Source organism: Streptomyces sp. LaPpAH-108 (genome assembly GCF_000373625.1).
In the GTDB taxonomy this organism is placed as follows: domain Bacteria; phylum Actinomycetota; class Actinomycetes; order Streptomycetales; family Streptomycetaceae; genus Streptomyces.
On sequence record NZ_KB891987.1, the window covers coordinates 349,633 to 366,482 of the forward strand.

Genomic DNA, 16,850 nt, shown 5'->3' on the forward strand with positions numbered 1-16,850 from the left:
GTCGCCCCCGCCTCGCCTCTATCCTCGGGGTCCGTCCGTCGGCCCGCTGACACGGGCCGCGCGTCACCACTTTTCGGGGGAGTGGCATGAGCGCCGCACAGGTGCCGGAGCAGAGCCGGACCACGTCCGCCGGGGCGCCGCCCGCCCTTCCGGGCACACCACCGCACGCCAGCGAGGCGACCCGGCTGCTGTGCGCGGGGACGTATCTCGACTCCGGCTACCGCGACCAGGTCATCGAGGAGCTGCACCTCAACGAACAGCGCATCGTGGCACCGTCGTCGGGCTTCGACGCGGCGCGGGTCCTCGCGCACGCGCTGCGGGCGCGGCGCCTCGAGCTGCTGTGGTCCGGGGCGGTGCTCGGGCTGTGGGTGCTGGGCGTGGTGCTCGGGGGCCCGGTGCTCCTCCTCGCCCTGTGGCCCAGCGTCCTGCTCGCCCTCGCGCCGCTGATCCGGGGACGGGCCGAACAGCCGCCGTTCTACCGGGTGTTCCTCGCCTTCCTCGTGCGCTGGGGAAGCCGGTGGACCCTCGTGGTGCTGCTGGTCCTCGTCCTGGCCGCCGCGTTCGGCTCGGGGCCGGACGACGCGCCCTCCGACAGGTACGGCTCTTCCTCTTCCTCTTCTTCCTCCTCCTCGGACGGTCTGCTCGACTTCGCGACCGGGATGGAGCCCTGGCAGGGCTGGGCCTGTCTCGTCGCGCTGGCCCTCGTCTGGCTGTGCGTGTACGGGCGCCTCGACCAGGTCAACCGGGCGCTCGGGGCCGAACTCTCCCCGCAGCGCTTCCCGGACGCCGTCGCCGACCCCGCCGAACGGGCCGAGGGAGCCCGCTTCCAGCGGCTCAAGCGGCGCATCCGGCTGGAGCAGCACGCGCCGCTGGTCATGTACCACGAGAGCCGCCCCTTCTGCGGCGCCGGATCGCCCTACGACACCTGGGTGCTCGCGGTCGAACTGAAGCCGGACGAGCTGGCGAAGCGGCAGCAGCCGCTCGCCAACCGGCTGATCCTGGAGAAGATCCGCCGCCAGCTCGAACAGCTGCGGATCTCCGCCGAGCACGCGGGCCCCGGGGTACGGGACCGGCTGCGCGGGCTGGCCATCGACGAGTGCGTGTTCCTGCCCGTCGAGGGGCTGCTCCGGCGCGACCAGGCGCCGTACTCCGCCGAGGCGTTCGCCGAGCACCGGGCGCGCGCGGTGGAGGAGGGGGCGGAGAAGCGGCGGCACTTCCTGCGCGTGCGCGTCGACGGCTGGGAGGAGGAGCTGGTCGTCACGGTCTTCGTGCGGGTGCACACCCAGGGGCGGATGCTCGTCCTGGAGATCGCCCCGCATGTCCTGCGGCCGGTGCGCGAGGACTTCAAGGAGGCCGACCGCGTCGCCCACCGCTTCCGGCACAACAACCTGGTCGGCCGGGCCGCCACCGCGCTCGCCCTGGTGCCGGGTTCGGCGGGGGCCGCGCTGCTCCAGCTCGGCCGGGGGCTGGTGTCCGTGTGGCGGGCCGTCACCGGCGGGTACGCGGGCGCGCTGCCGGAGGGCCCCGCCCTCTCCGTGCGCGAACTCGGCTCGCGGCCCGACGGCTCGCTCTTCCAGGAGATGGACGTGGCCCGCTACCTCAAGAGCGTGCAGGACCGCGTCGCCCACGGGGTGCGCTCCGCGCTCGCCGAATCCGGGTACGAGACCGGCGAGTTCGTCCAGAAGGTCGTCAACATCAGCAACGGCGACGTCAACATCGGCCGCGTGGAGGGCAGCACGTTCGCCGTCGGCAGCCACGCGTCGGCCTCCGGCGGTTTCGCGGGTGGCCCGGTGTCGCAGAAGGGAACCGATTAGCCATGTCCGGTGACGAGTGCCACGTGAGTTTCGGGGGCGTGTCGCACAGCACGTTCGCGGTGGGCAGCCATGCGGGTGCCTGCGGCGCGATCGCGGGTGGCCCGGTGTCGCAGAAGGGAACCGATTAGCCATGTCCGGTGACGAGCCCCATGTGAGCTTCGGGGACGTGTCGCACAGTACGTTCGCCGTCGGCAGCCATGCCCACGCCGAGAGTCATCATCACGGCGGGGGTGTCTCGGCCGACCCCGCTGCCGAGGAACTGCTCGCTGCCGTACGGGAGTTGCGGGCCGACCTCGCCCGGGTCCGCGCCGACGACCGCACCGCCGCGCTGGACACCGCGCTCGCCGACACCGAGGCCGAGATCACCCGGACCGGCCAGGCCGCCCCGACCCGCCGCGAGCGCCTTCGGGAACTCCTCGCCGACTCCCAGGCCCTCATGAGCGTGCTCGCCTCGGCGGGCGCCCTCGCGGGCCTCCTGGGAATCTGACCGCACAAGGGGAGGGGGGCCGCGATGAGCGGGGGACCGCGGTACTGGAACGAGGACGCCCAGCGGTGGGAGGACGGCACGACGGAGTCCCCGTCGACGCCCACACCCCCGCCACCACCACGCCCGGACCGGGCCCCGGAAGCACCGGGCGCCGATCCGGCACCCGGCGCCCCACCACCGGCGTGGCCTCCGGCAGCGGGCCAGGGGGAGTGGCCCCCGGCAGCCGGCCAGCCCGCGTGGCCTCCGGCGGCGTCCGACCCGGAGTCCCCGACGGAGGTGTCGTCCGGCGGTGTCGGCGGGGCGGCGCGCGCGGGATCGGCGGACGGCGGGCAGGACGGGCCAGCCCCGACGGAGGTGTCGCCCGGCGGGCGTGGGTCGGGGCTGCCGGAGGGGTTCGCTTCGAGGGGTGCCGGTGAGGGGTCCTCGCTGCGTGATGCCGACGCGTCTCCGGCCGAGGTGTCGCCCGGTGGGCGCGGACGGGGGTTGCCGGAGAGGTCCGCTTCGAGGGGTGCCGGTGAGGGGGCCTCGGTCCGTGACTCCGACGCGTCTCCGACGGAGGTGTCGCCCGGTGGGCATGGGCCGGGGCTGCCGGAGGGGTTCGCGCCCAGGGGCGCTGGTGACGGGCCTTCGGCGCGTGATGCCGACGCGGGGTCTCCGGCCGAGCCGTCGTCCGGGGGGCGTGGCGCCGGGTTCCCGGCGGGAGCTGCGTCGGGGGGTGTCGGCTCAGGGTTCTCGGCCGGTTCGCCGGTGCGTGACTCCGACGCGTCTCCGGCCGAGGTGTCGCCCGGTGGGCGTGGGCCGGGGCTGCCGGACGGGTTCGCGCCGAAGGGTTCCGGTGGCGGGGCCTCGGTGGGGCGTCCCGGCGCGGGGTCTCCGGCCGACTCGTTGCCCAGGGGGAGCGGCTCGGGGTTCCCGGTGCGTGATGCCGACGCGTCTCCGGCCGAGCCTTCGCCCGGTGGGCGTGGGGCCGGTCTTCCCGGTGGGTTCGAGGCCGAGGGAGTCGGTGACGGGGGCTCGGCGGGGGCGTTTCCCGGTGGGTCGGGGTGGGCTCCTGCCGGAGGCGTAACCCCCGTGCATGATCCCGACGCCGGGTTCCCCACCGCGACCTCCGTGGGTGAGGCCGAGGCGTACCCGGGTGGGTGGCCTGCCGATGGTGGGTGGCCGCCGCCCGAAGGGGACGACGAGCCGCAACCGGGCCGCGCCCGGCGGCTGTGGCCCGTGCTCGCCGCTGCCGCTGTCGTGGGGGTCGCCGTCGGGTTCGCGTTGGTCTTCGTGCTCGGGGGAGGTTCCGACGGGAGTCGGCCGTCGGCACAGGGCAGCTCCACCTCCGCCCCGGCGCCGACCGGGAGCACCGAGTCGGCCGCCCCCAGCCCGTCGCCCTCGCACCCCCCGGAGGGGTACGGGCTGCGCGACGACGACGAGGGCTTCCGGATCGCCGTGCCCGAGGGGTGGACGCGCAGCACCGCCCCCTCGTCGTACGGGTTCCGTGTGGTGAGCTACCGCAGCGCGGACCGCAGTCAGCGCGTACAGGTCTACGAGGTCGCGGAGCAGTCCCCGGACGCCTCCTTCGAGCTGTTCCTGTCGGCGGACACCCACAAGCCGCGCGGCTTCGAGAAGGTGGCGCTGCGGAACCTGGACGACGGAGAGTTCACCGGCTCACGCCTGGAGTACCGCGCCGACGCCCTCCAGGGCGAGCCCGACGTGGGGCCCTGGCGGGTGCTGGACGAGCGGTTCGTCGGGGCCGACGGCCGGATCTACGCGATAGCGGTCTACGGCCCCGAAGCGGACGACCGCGACGACCAGCTGAAGCTGCTCACCACCGCGCTGAGCTGGTTCTGTCCGCCCGGCAGGGACTGTGACACGGCGGCGCCGGTGGACTGACCCCGCCATCGGACGCGCCCTTTGTCCGCATTTCCTCCGTGATTTCAGTGACCCGGCCCACTTTCACCCCCCGAACGCGCATGTGCCTCGGAGGCCGAGGGAATGCGGTCCCGGTCCTTGGAGGTGACACCTCTGTCACACAGGGGCGCTGAACAGGAACGGAAGGCAATACCGATCATGGCGGACAGAACGGAACGACCGGCCGAGGCGACCATCCGCGCCGGAGGCGAGTGGCTCGACGCGGCCTCCGGCGCGACACGCGAGATCCTGGACCCCGCGGACGCCCTGCCCTTCGCCGTGGTCGCGGAGGGTGACGAGAAGGACGCGGACCGGGCGATCGCCGCCGCCCGGCAGGCGTTCGACCAGGGCCCCTGGCCCCACACCCCCGTCGCCGAGCGCGCCGCCCTGCTGCGCCGCGTGGCGGACCTCCTCGTACGCGACCGCGAACCGCTCGGCCTGCTGGAGAGCCGGGACGCGGGCAAGACCGTGGAGGAGGGCCGCGTCGACATCGACTGCGTCGCCGACGCCTTCCGCTACTTCGCGGACCTGGTCGCCGCCGAGGCCCCCGGCCGCGTGGTCGACGCGGGCTCGCCCGGCATCCACAGCGTGGTCGTGCACGAGCCGGTCGGCGTCTGCTCGCTGATCACCCCCTGGAACTACCCCCTGCTCCAGGCGAGTTGGAAGATCGCCCCCGCGCTCGCGGCGGGCAACACCTTCGTGATCAAGCCGAGCGAGATCACCCCGCTGACCACCGTCAAGCTGATCGAACTGCTCACCGAGGCCGGACTCCCCGACGGCGTCGCGAACCTCGTCACCGGCCCCGGCCACACGGTCGGCGCCCGCCTGGCCGAGCACCCCGACGTCGACCTGGTCTCCTTCACCGGCGGCCTGGTCAGCGGCGTCAAGGTCGCCCAGGCCGCGGCCCCCACCGTGAAGAAGGTCGCCCTCGAACTCGGCGGCAAGAACCCCAACGTGGTATTCGCCGACGCCTGCGCCACCGAGGAGGGCTTCGACACCGCCGTCGACCAGGCCCTCAACGCCGCCTTCATCCACAGTGGCCAGGTCTGCTCGGCGGGCGGACGCCTCATCGTCGAGGAGGCGGTCCGCGACCGCTTCGTCGCCGAACTCGCGCGCCGCGCCCAGCAGATCAGGCTCGGCCGGGGCACCGCACCCGGCGTCGAGTGCGGCCCCCTCGTCTCCGAGCAGCAGCGCGCCAGGACCGAGGCGTACGTCGCCTCCGCGCTGGAAGAGGGCGCGGTGCTGCGCTGCGGCGGCAAGCGCCCCGAGCCGAGCGAGGACCGCCCCGAGTCCGGCTACTTCTACGAGCCCACCGTCCTCGACCACTGCCACCGCGAGATGCGCGTCGTACGGGAAGAGGTCTTCGGACCCGTCCTCACCGTCGAGACCTTCCGCACCGAGGACGAGGCGATCACCCTCGCCAACGACACCGAGTACGGCCTCGCGGGCGCCGTCTGGACCGCCGACCCCGGCCGCGCCCGGCGCGTCGCCGCCCGGCTGCGGCACGGCACCGTGTGGATCAACGACTTCCACCCCTACCTGCCCCAGGCGGAGTGGGGCGGCTTCGGCAAGAGCGGCACCGGCCGCGAGCTGGGCCCCGCCGGACTCGCCGAGTACCGCGAGACCAAGCACGTCTACCAGAACCTCGCCCCCCGCCCGGTGCGCTGGTTCGCGGGCTGACCCCCGGCCCCCGCACGACCACCTCGTACGACCTCCCCGCCCCCAGGAGTCAGACACCCCATGCCCGAACACACCCACGCATACGACTACGTCGTCATCGGCGGCGGCACCGCGGGCTCCGTCATCGCCTCCCGCCTCACCGAGAACCCCGATGTCACCGTCGCCGTCATCGAGGGCGGCCCGAGCGACGTCGACCGCGACGACGTACTGACCCTGCGCCGCTGGATGGGCCTGCTCGGCGGCGACCTCGACTACGACTACCCGACCACCGAGCAGCCGCGCGGCAACTCCCACATCCGGCACAGCCGCGCCCGCGTCCTCGGCGGCTGCTCCTCGCACAACACCCTGATCTCCTTCAAGCCGCTCCCGTCCGACTGGGACGAGTGGGAGCGGGCCGGGGCCACGGGCTGGGGGGCCGTCCCGATGGAGGCGTACTTCGCCCGGCTGAAGAACAACATCGTCCCGGTGGACGAGAAGGACCGCAACGCCATCGCCCGCGACTTCGTGGACGCCGCGCAGGCCGCGCTGGACGTGCCGCGCGTCGAGGGCTTCAACAAGAAGCCGTTCACCGAGGGCGTCGGCTTCTTCGACCTCGCCTACCACCCGGAGAACAACAAGCGCTCCTCCGCCTCCGTGGCGTACCTCCACCCGGTGATGGACGAGCGCCCCAACCTCCATCTCTTCCTGGAGACTTGGGCGTACAAGCTGGAGCTGGACGGCACCCGCGCCGAGGGCGTCCATGTGCGCACCAAGGACGGCCAGGAACTGCTGATCGAGGCGCGCCGCGAGGTGATCCTCAGCGCGGGCGCCGTCGACACCCCGCGCCTGCTGCTGCACTCCGGCATCGGTCCCAAGGCGCAGCTCGAAGCGCTCGGCATCCCGGTCGTCCACGACCTGCCCGGCGTCGGCGAGAACCTGCTCGACCACCCCGAGTCGGTGATCGTCTGGGAGACCGACGGGCCGATCCCGGAGAACTCGGCGATGGACTCCGACGCGGGTCTGTTCGTCCGCCGTGACCCCCAACACGCGGGCCCTGACCTGATGTTCCACTTCTACCAGATCCCGTTCACGGACAACCCGGAGCGACTGGGCTACGAGCGGCCGGAGTTCGGTGTCTCGATGACCCCGAACATCCCCAAGCCCAAGAGCCGCGGCCGTCTTTACCTGACCAGCGCCGACCCGGCCGTGAAGCCCGCGCTCGACTTCCGCTACTTCACCGACGAGGACGACTACGACGCCCGGACCCTGGTCGACGGCATCCGCATCGCCCGCGAGATAGCGAAGACCGAGCCGCTGGCCCACTGGCTCAAGCGCGAGGTCTGCCCCGGTCCGGAGGTCCAGGACGACGAGGCGCTGAGCGAGTACGCCCGCAAGGTCGCGCACACCGTCTACCACCCGGCGGGCACCTGCAGGATGGGCGCCCCCGACGACGAACTGGCCGTCGTGGACCCTGAGTTGCGCATCCGTGGCCTGGACGGCGTCCGTATCGCCGACGCCTCGGTCTTCCCGACGATGACGGCGGTGAACCCGATGATCGGAGTACTCATGGTCGGTGAGAAGGCCGTCGATCTGATCGGTGGTGAGGCGCGATGACGCTCACCGTGCCGACCCGCAAGCCGCCCACCTCCGCCACCTCCACCACCGAGCCCGGCGCGCCCGTCTTCTCCGTGGACGGCCTGTGGAAGGTGTTCGGACCCAAGCCCGAACGCGTCCCCGCCGACCAGGAGTTGGCCGCGCTGTCCCCGGCCGAGCTGCGCGCCCGTACCGGCTGCACCGCCGCCGTCCGCGACGTCTCCTTCGACGTGCGCAAGGGCGAGGTCTTCGTCGTCATGGGCCTGTCCGGCTCCGGCAAGTCCACCCTGGTGCGCTGTCTGACCCGGCTCATCGAGCCCACCGCGGGCACCATCGCCATCGACGGCGAGGACGTGCGCGCCATGGACCGCACCCGGCTGCGCGAACTGCGCCGCCACCGTGCCGCGATGGTCTTCCAGCACTTCGGCCTCCTGCCGCACCGCACCGTCCTCGACAACGTCGCCTACGGCCTGGAGATCCAGGGCATGGGCAAGTCCGAACGCCGGGAGAGAGCCGCCGAGTTCGTCGCCAAGGTCGGCCTCGCGGGCATGGAGAAGCGCCGCCCCGGCCAGCTCTCCGGCGGTCAGCGCCAGCGCGTCGGCCTCGCCCGCGCGCTCGCCGTCGACCCCGAAGTCCTGCTCTTCGACGAGCCGTTCAGCGCGCTCGACCCGCTGATCCGGCGCGACATGCAGGACGAGGTGGTCCGCCTGCACGAGGAGGAGGGCCGCACGATGGTGTTCATCACCCACGACCTCTCCGAGGCCCTCAAGCTCGGCGACCGCATCGCCCTGATGCGCGACGGCCGCGTCGTCCAGCTCGGCACCCCCGAGGAGATCGTCAACTCCCCGGCCGACGACTACGTCCGCGAGTTCGTCCGCGACGTACCGCGCGAGCAGGTCGTCACCTGCCGCACCGCCATGCGGCCCGCCTCCGCCGACGAGGCGGGCAGCGGCCCCGCCGTACGCCCGGAGGCGCCGGTCGCGGAGGCCATCGAGGCCGTCGCCCGCGCGGGCGCCCCGGCCCGGGTGATGGACGCCGGGCGGTGCATGGGCGTGGTCGACTCCGAGGCGCTGCTGAGCGTGGTGGCGGGGACGAACGGGACGGACGCCGGATCCGACGAGGCCGCGCCGGAGACCCGGTCCGACCGGAAGGCCGCGACCGGCCCCACGTCATCACCCCGGCCCGCCCCCGACCCCGAGCGTGAGCCGGAGGCCGCCTGATGGCCACCCTCACCGTCCCGGCCGCCGCCCGGCGCGCCCTCCCCGGTGCCCTGAGATCGCGCCCCGCCGCCAAGCTCGCCGTGCTCGCCGTCGCCGCCGCGGTCCTCGTCCCGCTGCTCAGCGCCCGCTGGGGCAGCGGCAGTTGGCCGCACGCGCTGACCGTGAGCCTGGTGAAGCCGCTCGGCGCCGCCAGCGACTGGGTCATCGACAACCGGGACAGCCACCCGCTGTTCCTCTACTTCTTCGGCCACATCAGCAACGCGGTCGTCCTCGCCGTACGCGGCGTCTACCTCACCCTGCTCGCCGCCGGGTGGCCCGGAGTCACCGTGCTCGGCGCGCTGGTCGCCTGGCGGGTGGCCGGGGTCAGGCTCGCGGTCGGCACGGCCCTCGCGTTCCTCGCCTGCGGGGTGCTCGGCATGTGGGTGGCGACCATGCAGACGCTCGCGCTGATGGTGGTCGCGGTGCTCGCCTCCGTCGCCGTCGGCGCGCTGCTCGGCCTCGGCGCCGGGCTCTCCGACCGGCTCGACCGCGCCCTGCGCCCGGTCCTGGACACCATGCAGGTGCTCCCGGCCTTCGCCTACCTCCTGCCCGTGGTGCTGGTCTTCGGCATCGGCGTGCCCGCCGCCGTCCTCGCCACCGTCGTCTACGCCGCCCCGCCCATGGCCCGCCTCACCGCGCTCGGCCTGCGCGGCGCCGACCCCGAGGTGCTGGAGGCGGTGCGCTCGCTGGGCGCCACCTCGCGGCAGCGGCTGCTGACCGCGCGCCTCCCGCTGGCCCGCAAGGAACTCCTGCTCGGCCTCAACCAGACGATCATGATGGCGCTCTCCATGGCCGTCATCTCCTCCGTCATCGGCGCGGGCGGCCTCGGCGACCGCGTCTACCAGGCGCTCGCCTCGGTCGACGTGGGCGCGGCCCTCGCCGCCGGCATCCCGATCGTGCTGCTCGCCGTCGTCCTGGACCGCGTGACCGCCGCCGCGGGCCGCGCCGCCGAGGGCGCGGAACGGCCCCGTGGCCAGTGGCTGTACGCCCTCGGCGGCGCCGTCGCCGTCGCGGTCCTCGCGCGGCTGCTCGGCCGCGCCGACTGGCCCGGCGGGCTGACCCTCGACATCGCCGCGCCCGTCAACGACGCCGTCGACTGGATGACCGCGCACCTCTACTCCGGCGTCCCCGTCGTCGGCGGCACCGCCGACTGGGCGGGCCACTTCACCACCTGGATGCTGGACCCGCTGCGCGACGGCCTGCGCGCGCTGCCCTGGTGGGCGGTGCTGCTCGTGGTGGCCGCGCTCGCCTGGCTGATCGGCACCTGGCGCACCGCGCTGACCGCCGTCCTCGCCATGGCCGCGATCGGTGTGCTCGGCGTGTGGGACTCCTCGCTCGACACGCTCTCCCAGGTGCTGGCCGCCGTCGCCGTCACCCTGGTCCTCGGCATCGCCACCGGCATCGCGGCGGCGCGCAGCGAGCGGGTGGAGCGGGTGCTGCGCCCGGTCCTGGACGTGTTCCAGACCATGCCGCAGTTCGTCTACCTGATCCCGGTCGTCGCCCTGTTCGGCGTCGGCCGCGCGCCCGCCGTCGTCGCGGCCGTGGTCTACGCGCTCCCGGCCGTCGTCCGCATCACCGCGCAGGGCCTGCGCCAGGTCGACCCGGCCGCGCTGGAATCGGCCCGCTCCCTCGGCGCGACCGGCCGCCAGCAGCTCTGGCAGGTCCAGCTCCCGCTCGCCCGGCGCTCGCTGCTGCTCGCCGTCAACCAGGGCGTGGTCCTCGTCCTCGCCGTCGTCATCATCGGCGGTCTGGTCGGCGCGGGCGCGCTCGGCTACGACGTCGCCTTCGGCCTCGCACAGGGTGACCTCGCGACGGGTCTGGTCGCCGGTGCCGCCATCGTCTGCCTCGGCCTGATGCTCGACCGGGTGACCCAGCCGACGGGGCGCGACGCGAAGAAGGGAGCGTGAGATGCGTATCCGTACGACCCTGGGTGTGACCCTCGCCGGAGCCTCGGCGCTCGCCCTGCTCACCGGCTGCGGCGCGGCCGACATGACCAAGCAGGCGAGCCCCTTCGCCAACGCGGGCGGCACGAAGAGCGTCACCCTCTCCGTGCAGTCCTGGGTGGGCGCGCAGTCCAACGTGGCCGTCGCGCAGTACATCCTCCAGCACAAGCTGGGCTACCACGTCGACACCGTCCAGGTGGACGAGATCCCCGCCTGGGACGCCCTCAGCCAGGGCCGCGTCGACGCCCTCCTGGAGGACTGGGGCCACCCCGACCAGGAGAAGCGGTACGTCGACGACAAGAAGACGGTGACGCCCGCCGGGGGGCTCGGGGTGACCGGGCACATCGGCTGGTACGTCCCGACGTACTTCGCCAAGCGGCACCCGGACGTCACCGACTGGAAGAACCTCAACAAGTACGCGTCCCTCTTCCGCACCCCCGAGAGCGGCGGCAAGGGCCAGCTCATGGACGGCTCCCCGGCCTACGTCACCCACGACAAGGCCCTCGTGAAGAACCTGAAGCTCAACTACCAGGTCGTCTTCGCCGGTTCGGAAGCCGCCCAGATCACCCAGATGAAACAGTTCGCCAAGGAGAAGAAGCCCTTCCTGACCTACTGGTACACCCCCCAGTGGCTCTTCGAGAAGGTCCCCATGACCGAGGTGAAGCTCCCTCCCTACAAGGAAGGCTGCGACACCGACACCGCGAAGATCACCTGCGCCTACCCCCACACACCCCTCCGCAAATTCCTCAACACGGACTTCGCGAGGTCCGGCGGCAAGGCGGCCACCTTCCTGAAGAAGTTCAAGTGGACCACCGAGGACCAGAACGAGGTCTCCCTCCTGATCGCCGACCAGAAACTGAGCCCGGAGGAAGCGGCGAAGAAGTGGGTGGACACCCACCCGACGGTATGGAAGCGCTGGCTCTCGTAACCAACAGACCGCCGGGCGACGGAGAGTGGGCCGCCGCCCGGCAGCAGGTCCTCACCGGACGTCGGTGAGTTTGGCCAGGAAGTCGGCGTTGGCCTGGACATCGTGGCCGAGGACGACTTGATGCTGTGGGAGTTGGGCGAGTTGGTCGGCGACAGCGGCACGGGCCGCGTCGCCGCCTCCGCCGTTGATGCCCTGAGCGAGGCCGAAGTGGTCCGGGTAGCGGTCCTCTGTTACGCCGCTCATGAAGTCGGCCTCGCCCAGGGGTCGGGCACCGTTGACCACGGCAGGGGTGGCTGAGGGGTCGATCCAGGGGAAGAGCAGCATCGCCGCGTTCCCGCCGGTCGCCAGCTCCATGCCGAACCAGGTGGCGAACTGGTCGGGGAACACCTGCACCTTCCTCTCCCGCTTGCCGCCCGGCTCCCAGAGCGGCTCGCGCCGGTCGGCCAGCAGCGCGTCGGTGACCTCCTGGTGCTGCGTGGGGTGCAGCCGCTCGCCCGCCTGGAGCCGCCTGCGTACGACGCCGTACAGGCCGAGGGCATCGAGCAGACCCAGGCCGACGGCCGCCGCCGAAGGCCATGGCAGCAACCGGAGTTCACCCCCCACCGGCTTGACGAACACCCGGTCGTTGGCGAGCAGACGGGCGCCGCGACGAGCCAGCAGCAGCGCCGTGGTGGTCTTGCCCGAGCCCTTGGACCCGAAGGCGAGCAGGGCCTGGTCGTCATGGACGACGGCTGAGGCGTGCAGGAGTGTCCACCCATTGCGCAGCAAGGCCGCCCGGATCATCTCCCGTGCGATCCGTGCCGAGGCCAGTGCCAGCGCTTCGGACGTACGACCGGCGATGGCGACATGGTTACCGAGCTGATCGGAGCGGTAAGCGAGCCCCTCTTCGGGCGAGACGCCCGTGACGGCACCAGTACTGTCCCGAACGAGCAGCAACCGGGCCTTGGCGTAGGCGACTTCGTCGTGCGGGCCGCTGGTGACCTCGGAGAGCACCTCGGCGTACACCTTGTCGTCGAGGTCGGCCGTGACGAGCGGACCCTCGCAGACGCTTTCGGCGGGGACCTCGAACGCGTTCCACCAGGGACCGAAGTAGCGGCGGGACCAGTCCGTGACGAACGGGGTGTTGCTCAGGACGGTCACGCTGGCGTTCGCGGCGTGCAGTCGGGTTGCGGTGGGCATGTTCACGTTGGTCGTCTCCAGTCGGGTCAGAACGGCCGTAACGCTTCATATGCGGTACGGAGTTTGGTTGCTGCCGCGGACAGTTGGCGTTGTTCGCCCACATCGAGGGCGGGCAGGCGCGCTACGGCGTGACCCGCAGTGAAGTGCAGGGGAATTCCGAGCCAGTCGTCACCATGACGGGCGCTCAGTTCCTCGGTGCCGTCGGCCAGGGCAAGAACCTTCTGCAGAGCTGACAGCACCGCTCCAGCGGGTCCGGACCGGGTACGCCCCACGCCGTGGCCGATCCGTCCGGGGCGGGACCGCAGTTCGGTGCGTACGTCGGCAAGGGGGATGAGTGCGGGACGGCCGTTGACGGTGGTCGACGAGGCGCACACCACAGCGTGGTCACCGTGCTCGCCGATCACATGGCCGTGCACGGCGTTCGTCGGCACTCTCAGCAGGCGGGCGACGGTGAGCCGGTAGCGGGCCGAGTCGAGGTTCGAGCCGATGCCGTACACACGCGTGCAGCCGGAGATCTCGGCGAACAGCCTGCTCATCAGGTCGACCGGGTTGGTGACCACAAGCACGGTCCCCGCGTAGCCACGCAGGGTGGTGGCGAGAGCCTGGACGACGAGGCCGTTGGCCGCGGCACCGCCCATCCGCACATCGGTCGTGTGCGTGTTGGTGAAAGAGGACCGCGCGGCAACGACGATGGCTGCGCAGTCGGCCAGGCCCGCCACGGAACAGGCTTCTGGGCGTACGGGCGACGCCGTGGCCTGTCGCATGTCTTCGAGGTCGGCGGCGAGCGCGGCTGCCTGGTGGAGGAAGCGGGAGGCGACGAGCAGACGTCCGGGAAGGTGCGAGGCCACCAGCGTGGCGGCCACGGTCTGTCCGACGGCCCCCGCACCGATCACGCCGATCGTGTCCACGGCTGCCGACGTCACGCGGCGACCTCCTGAACGTGGCCGAGAGCACCGTCCCACACGGTTCCGGTGTCGCCTTTCGAGGCCAGGTCGGTGCTGATCCGGTCGACCATCAGGCACAGATCGGCCGCCCGGTCCACCAGAGCCTCGCCCAGGGTCGGCAGAGGAAGTTCGGCGGGCGCCGACAGATAGGTGGTGAGGATGTTGACCGTGTCCATCAGCCACAACCCCAGTACTTCCCGGAGCCAAACGTGGCGTTCCTCGGCCGACAGGCCATCCATCCGCGTCACGGAGAAGACGCCGATGCCGTGCAGCAAGTGCCTGACCGTCCATGGTCCGGGGCGGGCTGCCGTCAGCGTCAGCACCGTACGGCTGATCAGTTTCGCCACGTCGACGGCTGTACCGGCCGGCAGTAGGCCGGGGTCGATGAACACCGGCGGCTGGTCGATCCCGTCGGGGTAGAGCACGTGTTCGGGTTTGAGATCGCCGTAGGCCAGTATCCGTCGCGTGACTGCGGCAGCACCCGGGCCCGCAGTTGCTGAAGGCGGACGACCACCTGGCGCAGCCCGGCGACGACCTTCTCCCGGTCGCCGACCGGGCATCGGTCTGCCCCGAGCCGCTGCACGTAGACGGGCCCGGAGAGCCCGTTGAACTTCCGCTGGAAGGTGCCCGCGATGCTGCGCTCACCGCTGATCCTCGCGGAGCCGAGCCATTGCGCGGCGGGCCGATGGTGAAGGCCGTGCAACCGATCGAAAGTTCCGACCAGCAATTCGGTGCTCTGCTCGGGCCGTTGTAACAGGAGCTGGGCCAGGCTTGGTCCTGCGACGGCTTCGGTGAACAGCACACCCTGGCCCACGCCGACCACGGGGCAGACCCGAGGGCGCCCGGCGTCCAGCAGGAGTCGCAGTTGCGCGGCCTCCCTCTCGACCAGATTGTCCGGGCGTAACACGTACTGTTGCTGAGCCGCCTGGACCTGGGGCCAGGGGCCGCAGGTGCCACGCAGCAACGACACCAGAGACACCCCGAGCAACGAATACTTCGCATACAGCGGACGGCCGTCCACGACGATGCGGCGCACGTATCCGGTGACCCCTGGCACGTGGGCGCCGAGGTCGAGGTGGGCATGTGGCCAGTGCTCGGCGGCAGCCGCACCGATCTCCAAGTCCGCGAAGGCGAACACCTCCTCGGCGGTGGGAGCCGGACTGCCGGGCCAGGTACGCACAGAGGTGGTGCTCACGTACGCCTCCAACGGGGGGGGTGTTGTAGTACGAGGGCGGCGAGAACCCGACGTTCACCGGTCCTCCCAGGTGCCTCGGCGGGCCACCAGCTCGACCGTCGCCCACGTGGCGGGCCATGGCTCGACAAGCCCTCCGCCGTAACGGGGACGCAGATGAGGGATGTCGGCCCGTACATCCGTCAGAACTGCTTCACAGCCTCGGACCGTGTCGCGGACAAGGTCGCCCACGCTTGTTGTGCGCGAGACCGCCCCGCCGGTCACTGGCCTGTCTCCACCGCCGGGACGCCGTACATACCGGCGCAGCACTCGCAGGCACGCAGGGTGCCCACGGGGTACCAGGGTGAGGCCGTCCCCGCGCACCAAGCGCACGACGTACCCGCGCGCTGCCGGTCAGTGAGGGCATCCAGGTTGATCGTCGGGGCGTCAACCAGTCTCAGGGAACGGAGAGTTCTGTTGTGCAGCGTCATGATCGGTCGCCTCGCGCCAGTGGCCGATGGGTCGTGGTCGTCCCCGACAGGGTGCGGGGACGGCCACGGGTCCGTAACGCACCCTGTGCGGGGCGATCGGACTCGCAACCAGCCAACGATCACTGTGCGCTATGACACCATCACTCATGCGACATGTGCATACGGGTATGCGCCCAGCGGGTATGAACAAGCGCCCGGTGCCGCAGGGACTCGTAGCGTGGGGGCGTCGTGGACTTCCAGACAGGCCCGGTCCGGGACGCCTCCCGGACCGGGGACTATGGGCGTGTCATCGAACTGGCCCGCAGGGCACGGAAGATGACGCAGACGGCACTGGGGCAAGCTCTCGGCCTGTCCCAGTCGGCCATCTCCCGCCTGGAGAAGCGCGGCTCAGCCTCTTACAACACCGACGTCCTGAGCGCGGCGGCCGCACACCTCCAGATCCCCCCAGTTCTCGTGGGTCTGGCCAGCGGGCGCACAGCGCAGGTTCAGGCGGAAGACGACGATTCCATGTACCGACGCACCGTCCTCGGCGGCGCGGTCGCCGCGATGGCAGCCCCCATCCTGGCCGCCTCGCCGGACACACCCGACTCGACCGGCGGCCAAGCCGCGGCCCTGCGGCTGACCACGAGCGCCTACCGCAGACTCGACGCCACCACTCCCTCCCGAGATCTCGCCGACGCGGTGGATGGCCATATCCGCCTCATCCAGACCATCACCCGCACCGCGACGGGTGACACGGACCGGGCACGGCTGGCTGCCGTGGGCAGCGAGGCCGCATCCTTCGCGGGCTGGCTTGCGTGGGACAGGGGTGACCACGGATCGGCGCGCTCCTGGTACGGCGGGGCGATCAAGGCCGCGCGAACGGCGGGAAACGCACTCCTGACCGCATACCAGGCCGGAACGCTCGCTCAGTTCGAGGCACACGCGGGGAACGGTATCGAGGCTCTGAATCTCGCTCACCGCGCCCGGCGAGTGCTCGGCGACCAGCGCCCCGCCGTTGCCGACGCCTGGTTGTCGAGCGTCGAAGCCCTCGGGCATGCCGCAGTCGGCGACCGACGCGGAGTCGACCGGGCTCTGACGGCATCCCGCATCTTGGCGGAGGCGCTGATGGGCGAGCAGGAGCCGCCTCCGTGGCCGTGGGTCTTCTCCTTCACCCCGGACAAGGTGGCCGCCTGCCGCGTGGCCTGTGGCGCACGTCTCCACTTGCCCGAGTGGGTGCTTGACGAGGACGTGGAGGCCCTGAGCACCGGCCATGCGAAGCAACGTGCCCTGCTGGTACTCGACATCGCTGCCGGGCACCTCGCCGGCGGACGGGTGGAGGCCGCGTTCGCCCTGGCCTCCCGCGCGCTCGAGGCCGGTATTCGGTACCGGTCCGGCCGGATCGTGGAACGCGCCCGCGCCGTACGCCGTAGCCTCACCAGCAACTCACCGCCCAAGGCGGTACGTGACTTCGACGAGCGCCTGCACAACGTCTACCTGTAGG

At 71.9% G+C, this 16,850-nt stretch carries 13 protein-coding genes; 9 read left to right on the forward strand and 4 right to left on the reverse strand.

Annotated features, from left to right (window positions below):
* The first annotated feature begins 86 nt into the window (after nt 1–86).
* From B079_RS0101605 to B079_RS0101640, 8 genes are all read left to right on the forward strand, one after another.
* Nucleotides 87–1,814 (forward strand): hypothetical protein, encoded by a 1,728-nt coding sequence (locus tag B079_RS0101605; protein ID WP_018544012.1) that lies wholly within the window; start codon nt 87–89, stop codon nt 1,812–1,814.
* 130 nt (nt 1,815–1,944) lie between these two features.
* Complete coding sequence (locus B079_RS0101610) at nt 1,945–2,301, forward strand: hypothetical protein (RefSeq protein ID WP_018544013.1); 357 nt, start codon at nt 1,945–1,947, stop codon at nt 2,299–2,301.
* A 1,071-nt stretch (nt 2,302–3,372) separates the two neighbouring features.
* Nucleotides 3,373–4,182, forward strand: coding sequence for a DUF2613 family protein (locus B079_RS0101615; RefSeq protein WP_018544014.1), 810 nt, complete (start codon nt 3,373–3,375; stop codon nt 4,180–4,182).
* Nucleotides 4,183–4,359: 177 nt separating this feature from the next.
* Complete coding sequence (locus tag B079_RS0101620; protein WP_018544015.1) at nt 4,360–5,880, forward strand: aldehyde dehydrogenase family protein; 1,521 nt, start codon at nt 4,360–4,362, stop codon at nt 5,878–5,880.
* Between the two features lie 60 nt (nt 5,881–5,940).
* The gene (locus tag B079_RS0101625) at nt 5,941–7,473 is read left to right on the forward strand and encodes a GMC family oxidoreductase (RefSeq protein WP_018544016.1); all 1,533 of its coding nucleotides are present in this window, start codon (nt 5,941–5,943) and stop codon (nt 7,471–7,473) included.
* On the forward strand, nt 7,470–8,672 hold the full coding sequence (locus B079_RS0101630; RefSeq protein ID WP_018544017.1) for a quaternary amine ABC transporter ATP-binding protein: 1,203 nt from the start codon (nt 7,470–7,472) through the stop codon (nt 8,670–8,672). The genes B079_RS0101625 and B079_RS0101630 overlap by 4 nt, the downstream gene beginning before the upstream one ends.
* The gene (locus B079_RS0101635; protein ID WP_018544018.1) at nt 8,672–10,618 is read left to right on the forward strand and encodes an ABC transporter permease; all 1,947 of its coding nucleotides are present in this window, start codon (nt 8,672–8,674) and stop codon (nt 10,616–10,618) included. Before B079_RS0101630 ends, B079_RS0101635 begins: the two co-directional genes overlap by 1 nt.
* A 1-nt stretch (nt 10,619) precedes the next feature.
* Complete coding sequence (locus B079_RS0101640) at nt 10,620–11,582, forward strand: ABC transporter substrate-binding protein (RefSeq protein ID WP_018544019.1); 963 nt, start codon at nt 10,620–10,622, stop codon at nt 11,580–11,582.
* 51 nt (nt 11,583–11,633) lie between these two features.
* Here the strand turns inward: B079_RS0101640 and B079_RS0101645 are convergent, their stop codons facing one another.
* The 4 genes from B079_RS0101645 to B079_RS35680 are packed head-to-tail and all read right to left on the reverse strand — an operon-like array spanning nt 11,634 to nt 14,900.
* Nucleotides 11,634–12,767, reverse strand: a complete 1,134-nt coding sequence (locus B079_RS0101645; protein WP_018544020.1) for a hypothetical protein — start codon at nt 12,765–12,767, stop codon at nt 11,634–11,636.
* A 20-nt stretch (nt 12,768–12,787) separates the two neighbouring features.
* Nucleotides 12,788–13,684, reverse strand: a complete 897-nt coding sequence (locus B079_RS0101650) for a lactate/malate family dehydrogenase (RefSeq protein ID WP_018544021.1) — start codon at nt 13,682–13,684, stop codon at nt 12,788–12,790.
* The gene (locus tag B079_RS35675) at nt 13,681–14,052 is read right to left on the reverse strand and encodes a hypothetical protein (RefSeq protein ID WP_234016725.1); all 372 of its coding nucleotides are present in this window, start codon (nt 14,050–14,052) and stop codon (nt 13,681–13,683) included. Before B079_RS35675 ends, B079_RS0101650 begins: the two co-directional genes overlap by 4 nt.
* Nucleotides 14,040–14,900: a hypothetical protein gene (locus B079_RS35680; RefSeq protein WP_234016726.1), complete on the reverse strand. Its 861-nt coding sequence runs from the start codon at nt 14,898–14,900 to the stop codon at nt 14,040–14,042. Before B079_RS35680 ends, B079_RS35675 begins: the two co-directional genes overlap by 13 nt.
* A 695-nt stretch (nt 14,901–15,595) precedes the next feature.
* Between B079_RS35680 and B079_RS31150 the strand changes: the two genes are divergently transcribed.
* The gene (locus B079_RS31150; protein ID WP_018544024.1) at nt 15,596–16,849 is read left to right on the forward strand and encodes a helix-turn-helix domain-containing protein; all 1,254 of its coding nucleotides are present in this window, start codon (nt 15,596–15,598) and stop codon (nt 16,847–16,849) included.
* The last annotated feature ends 1 nt before the right edge of the window (nt 16,850 follow it).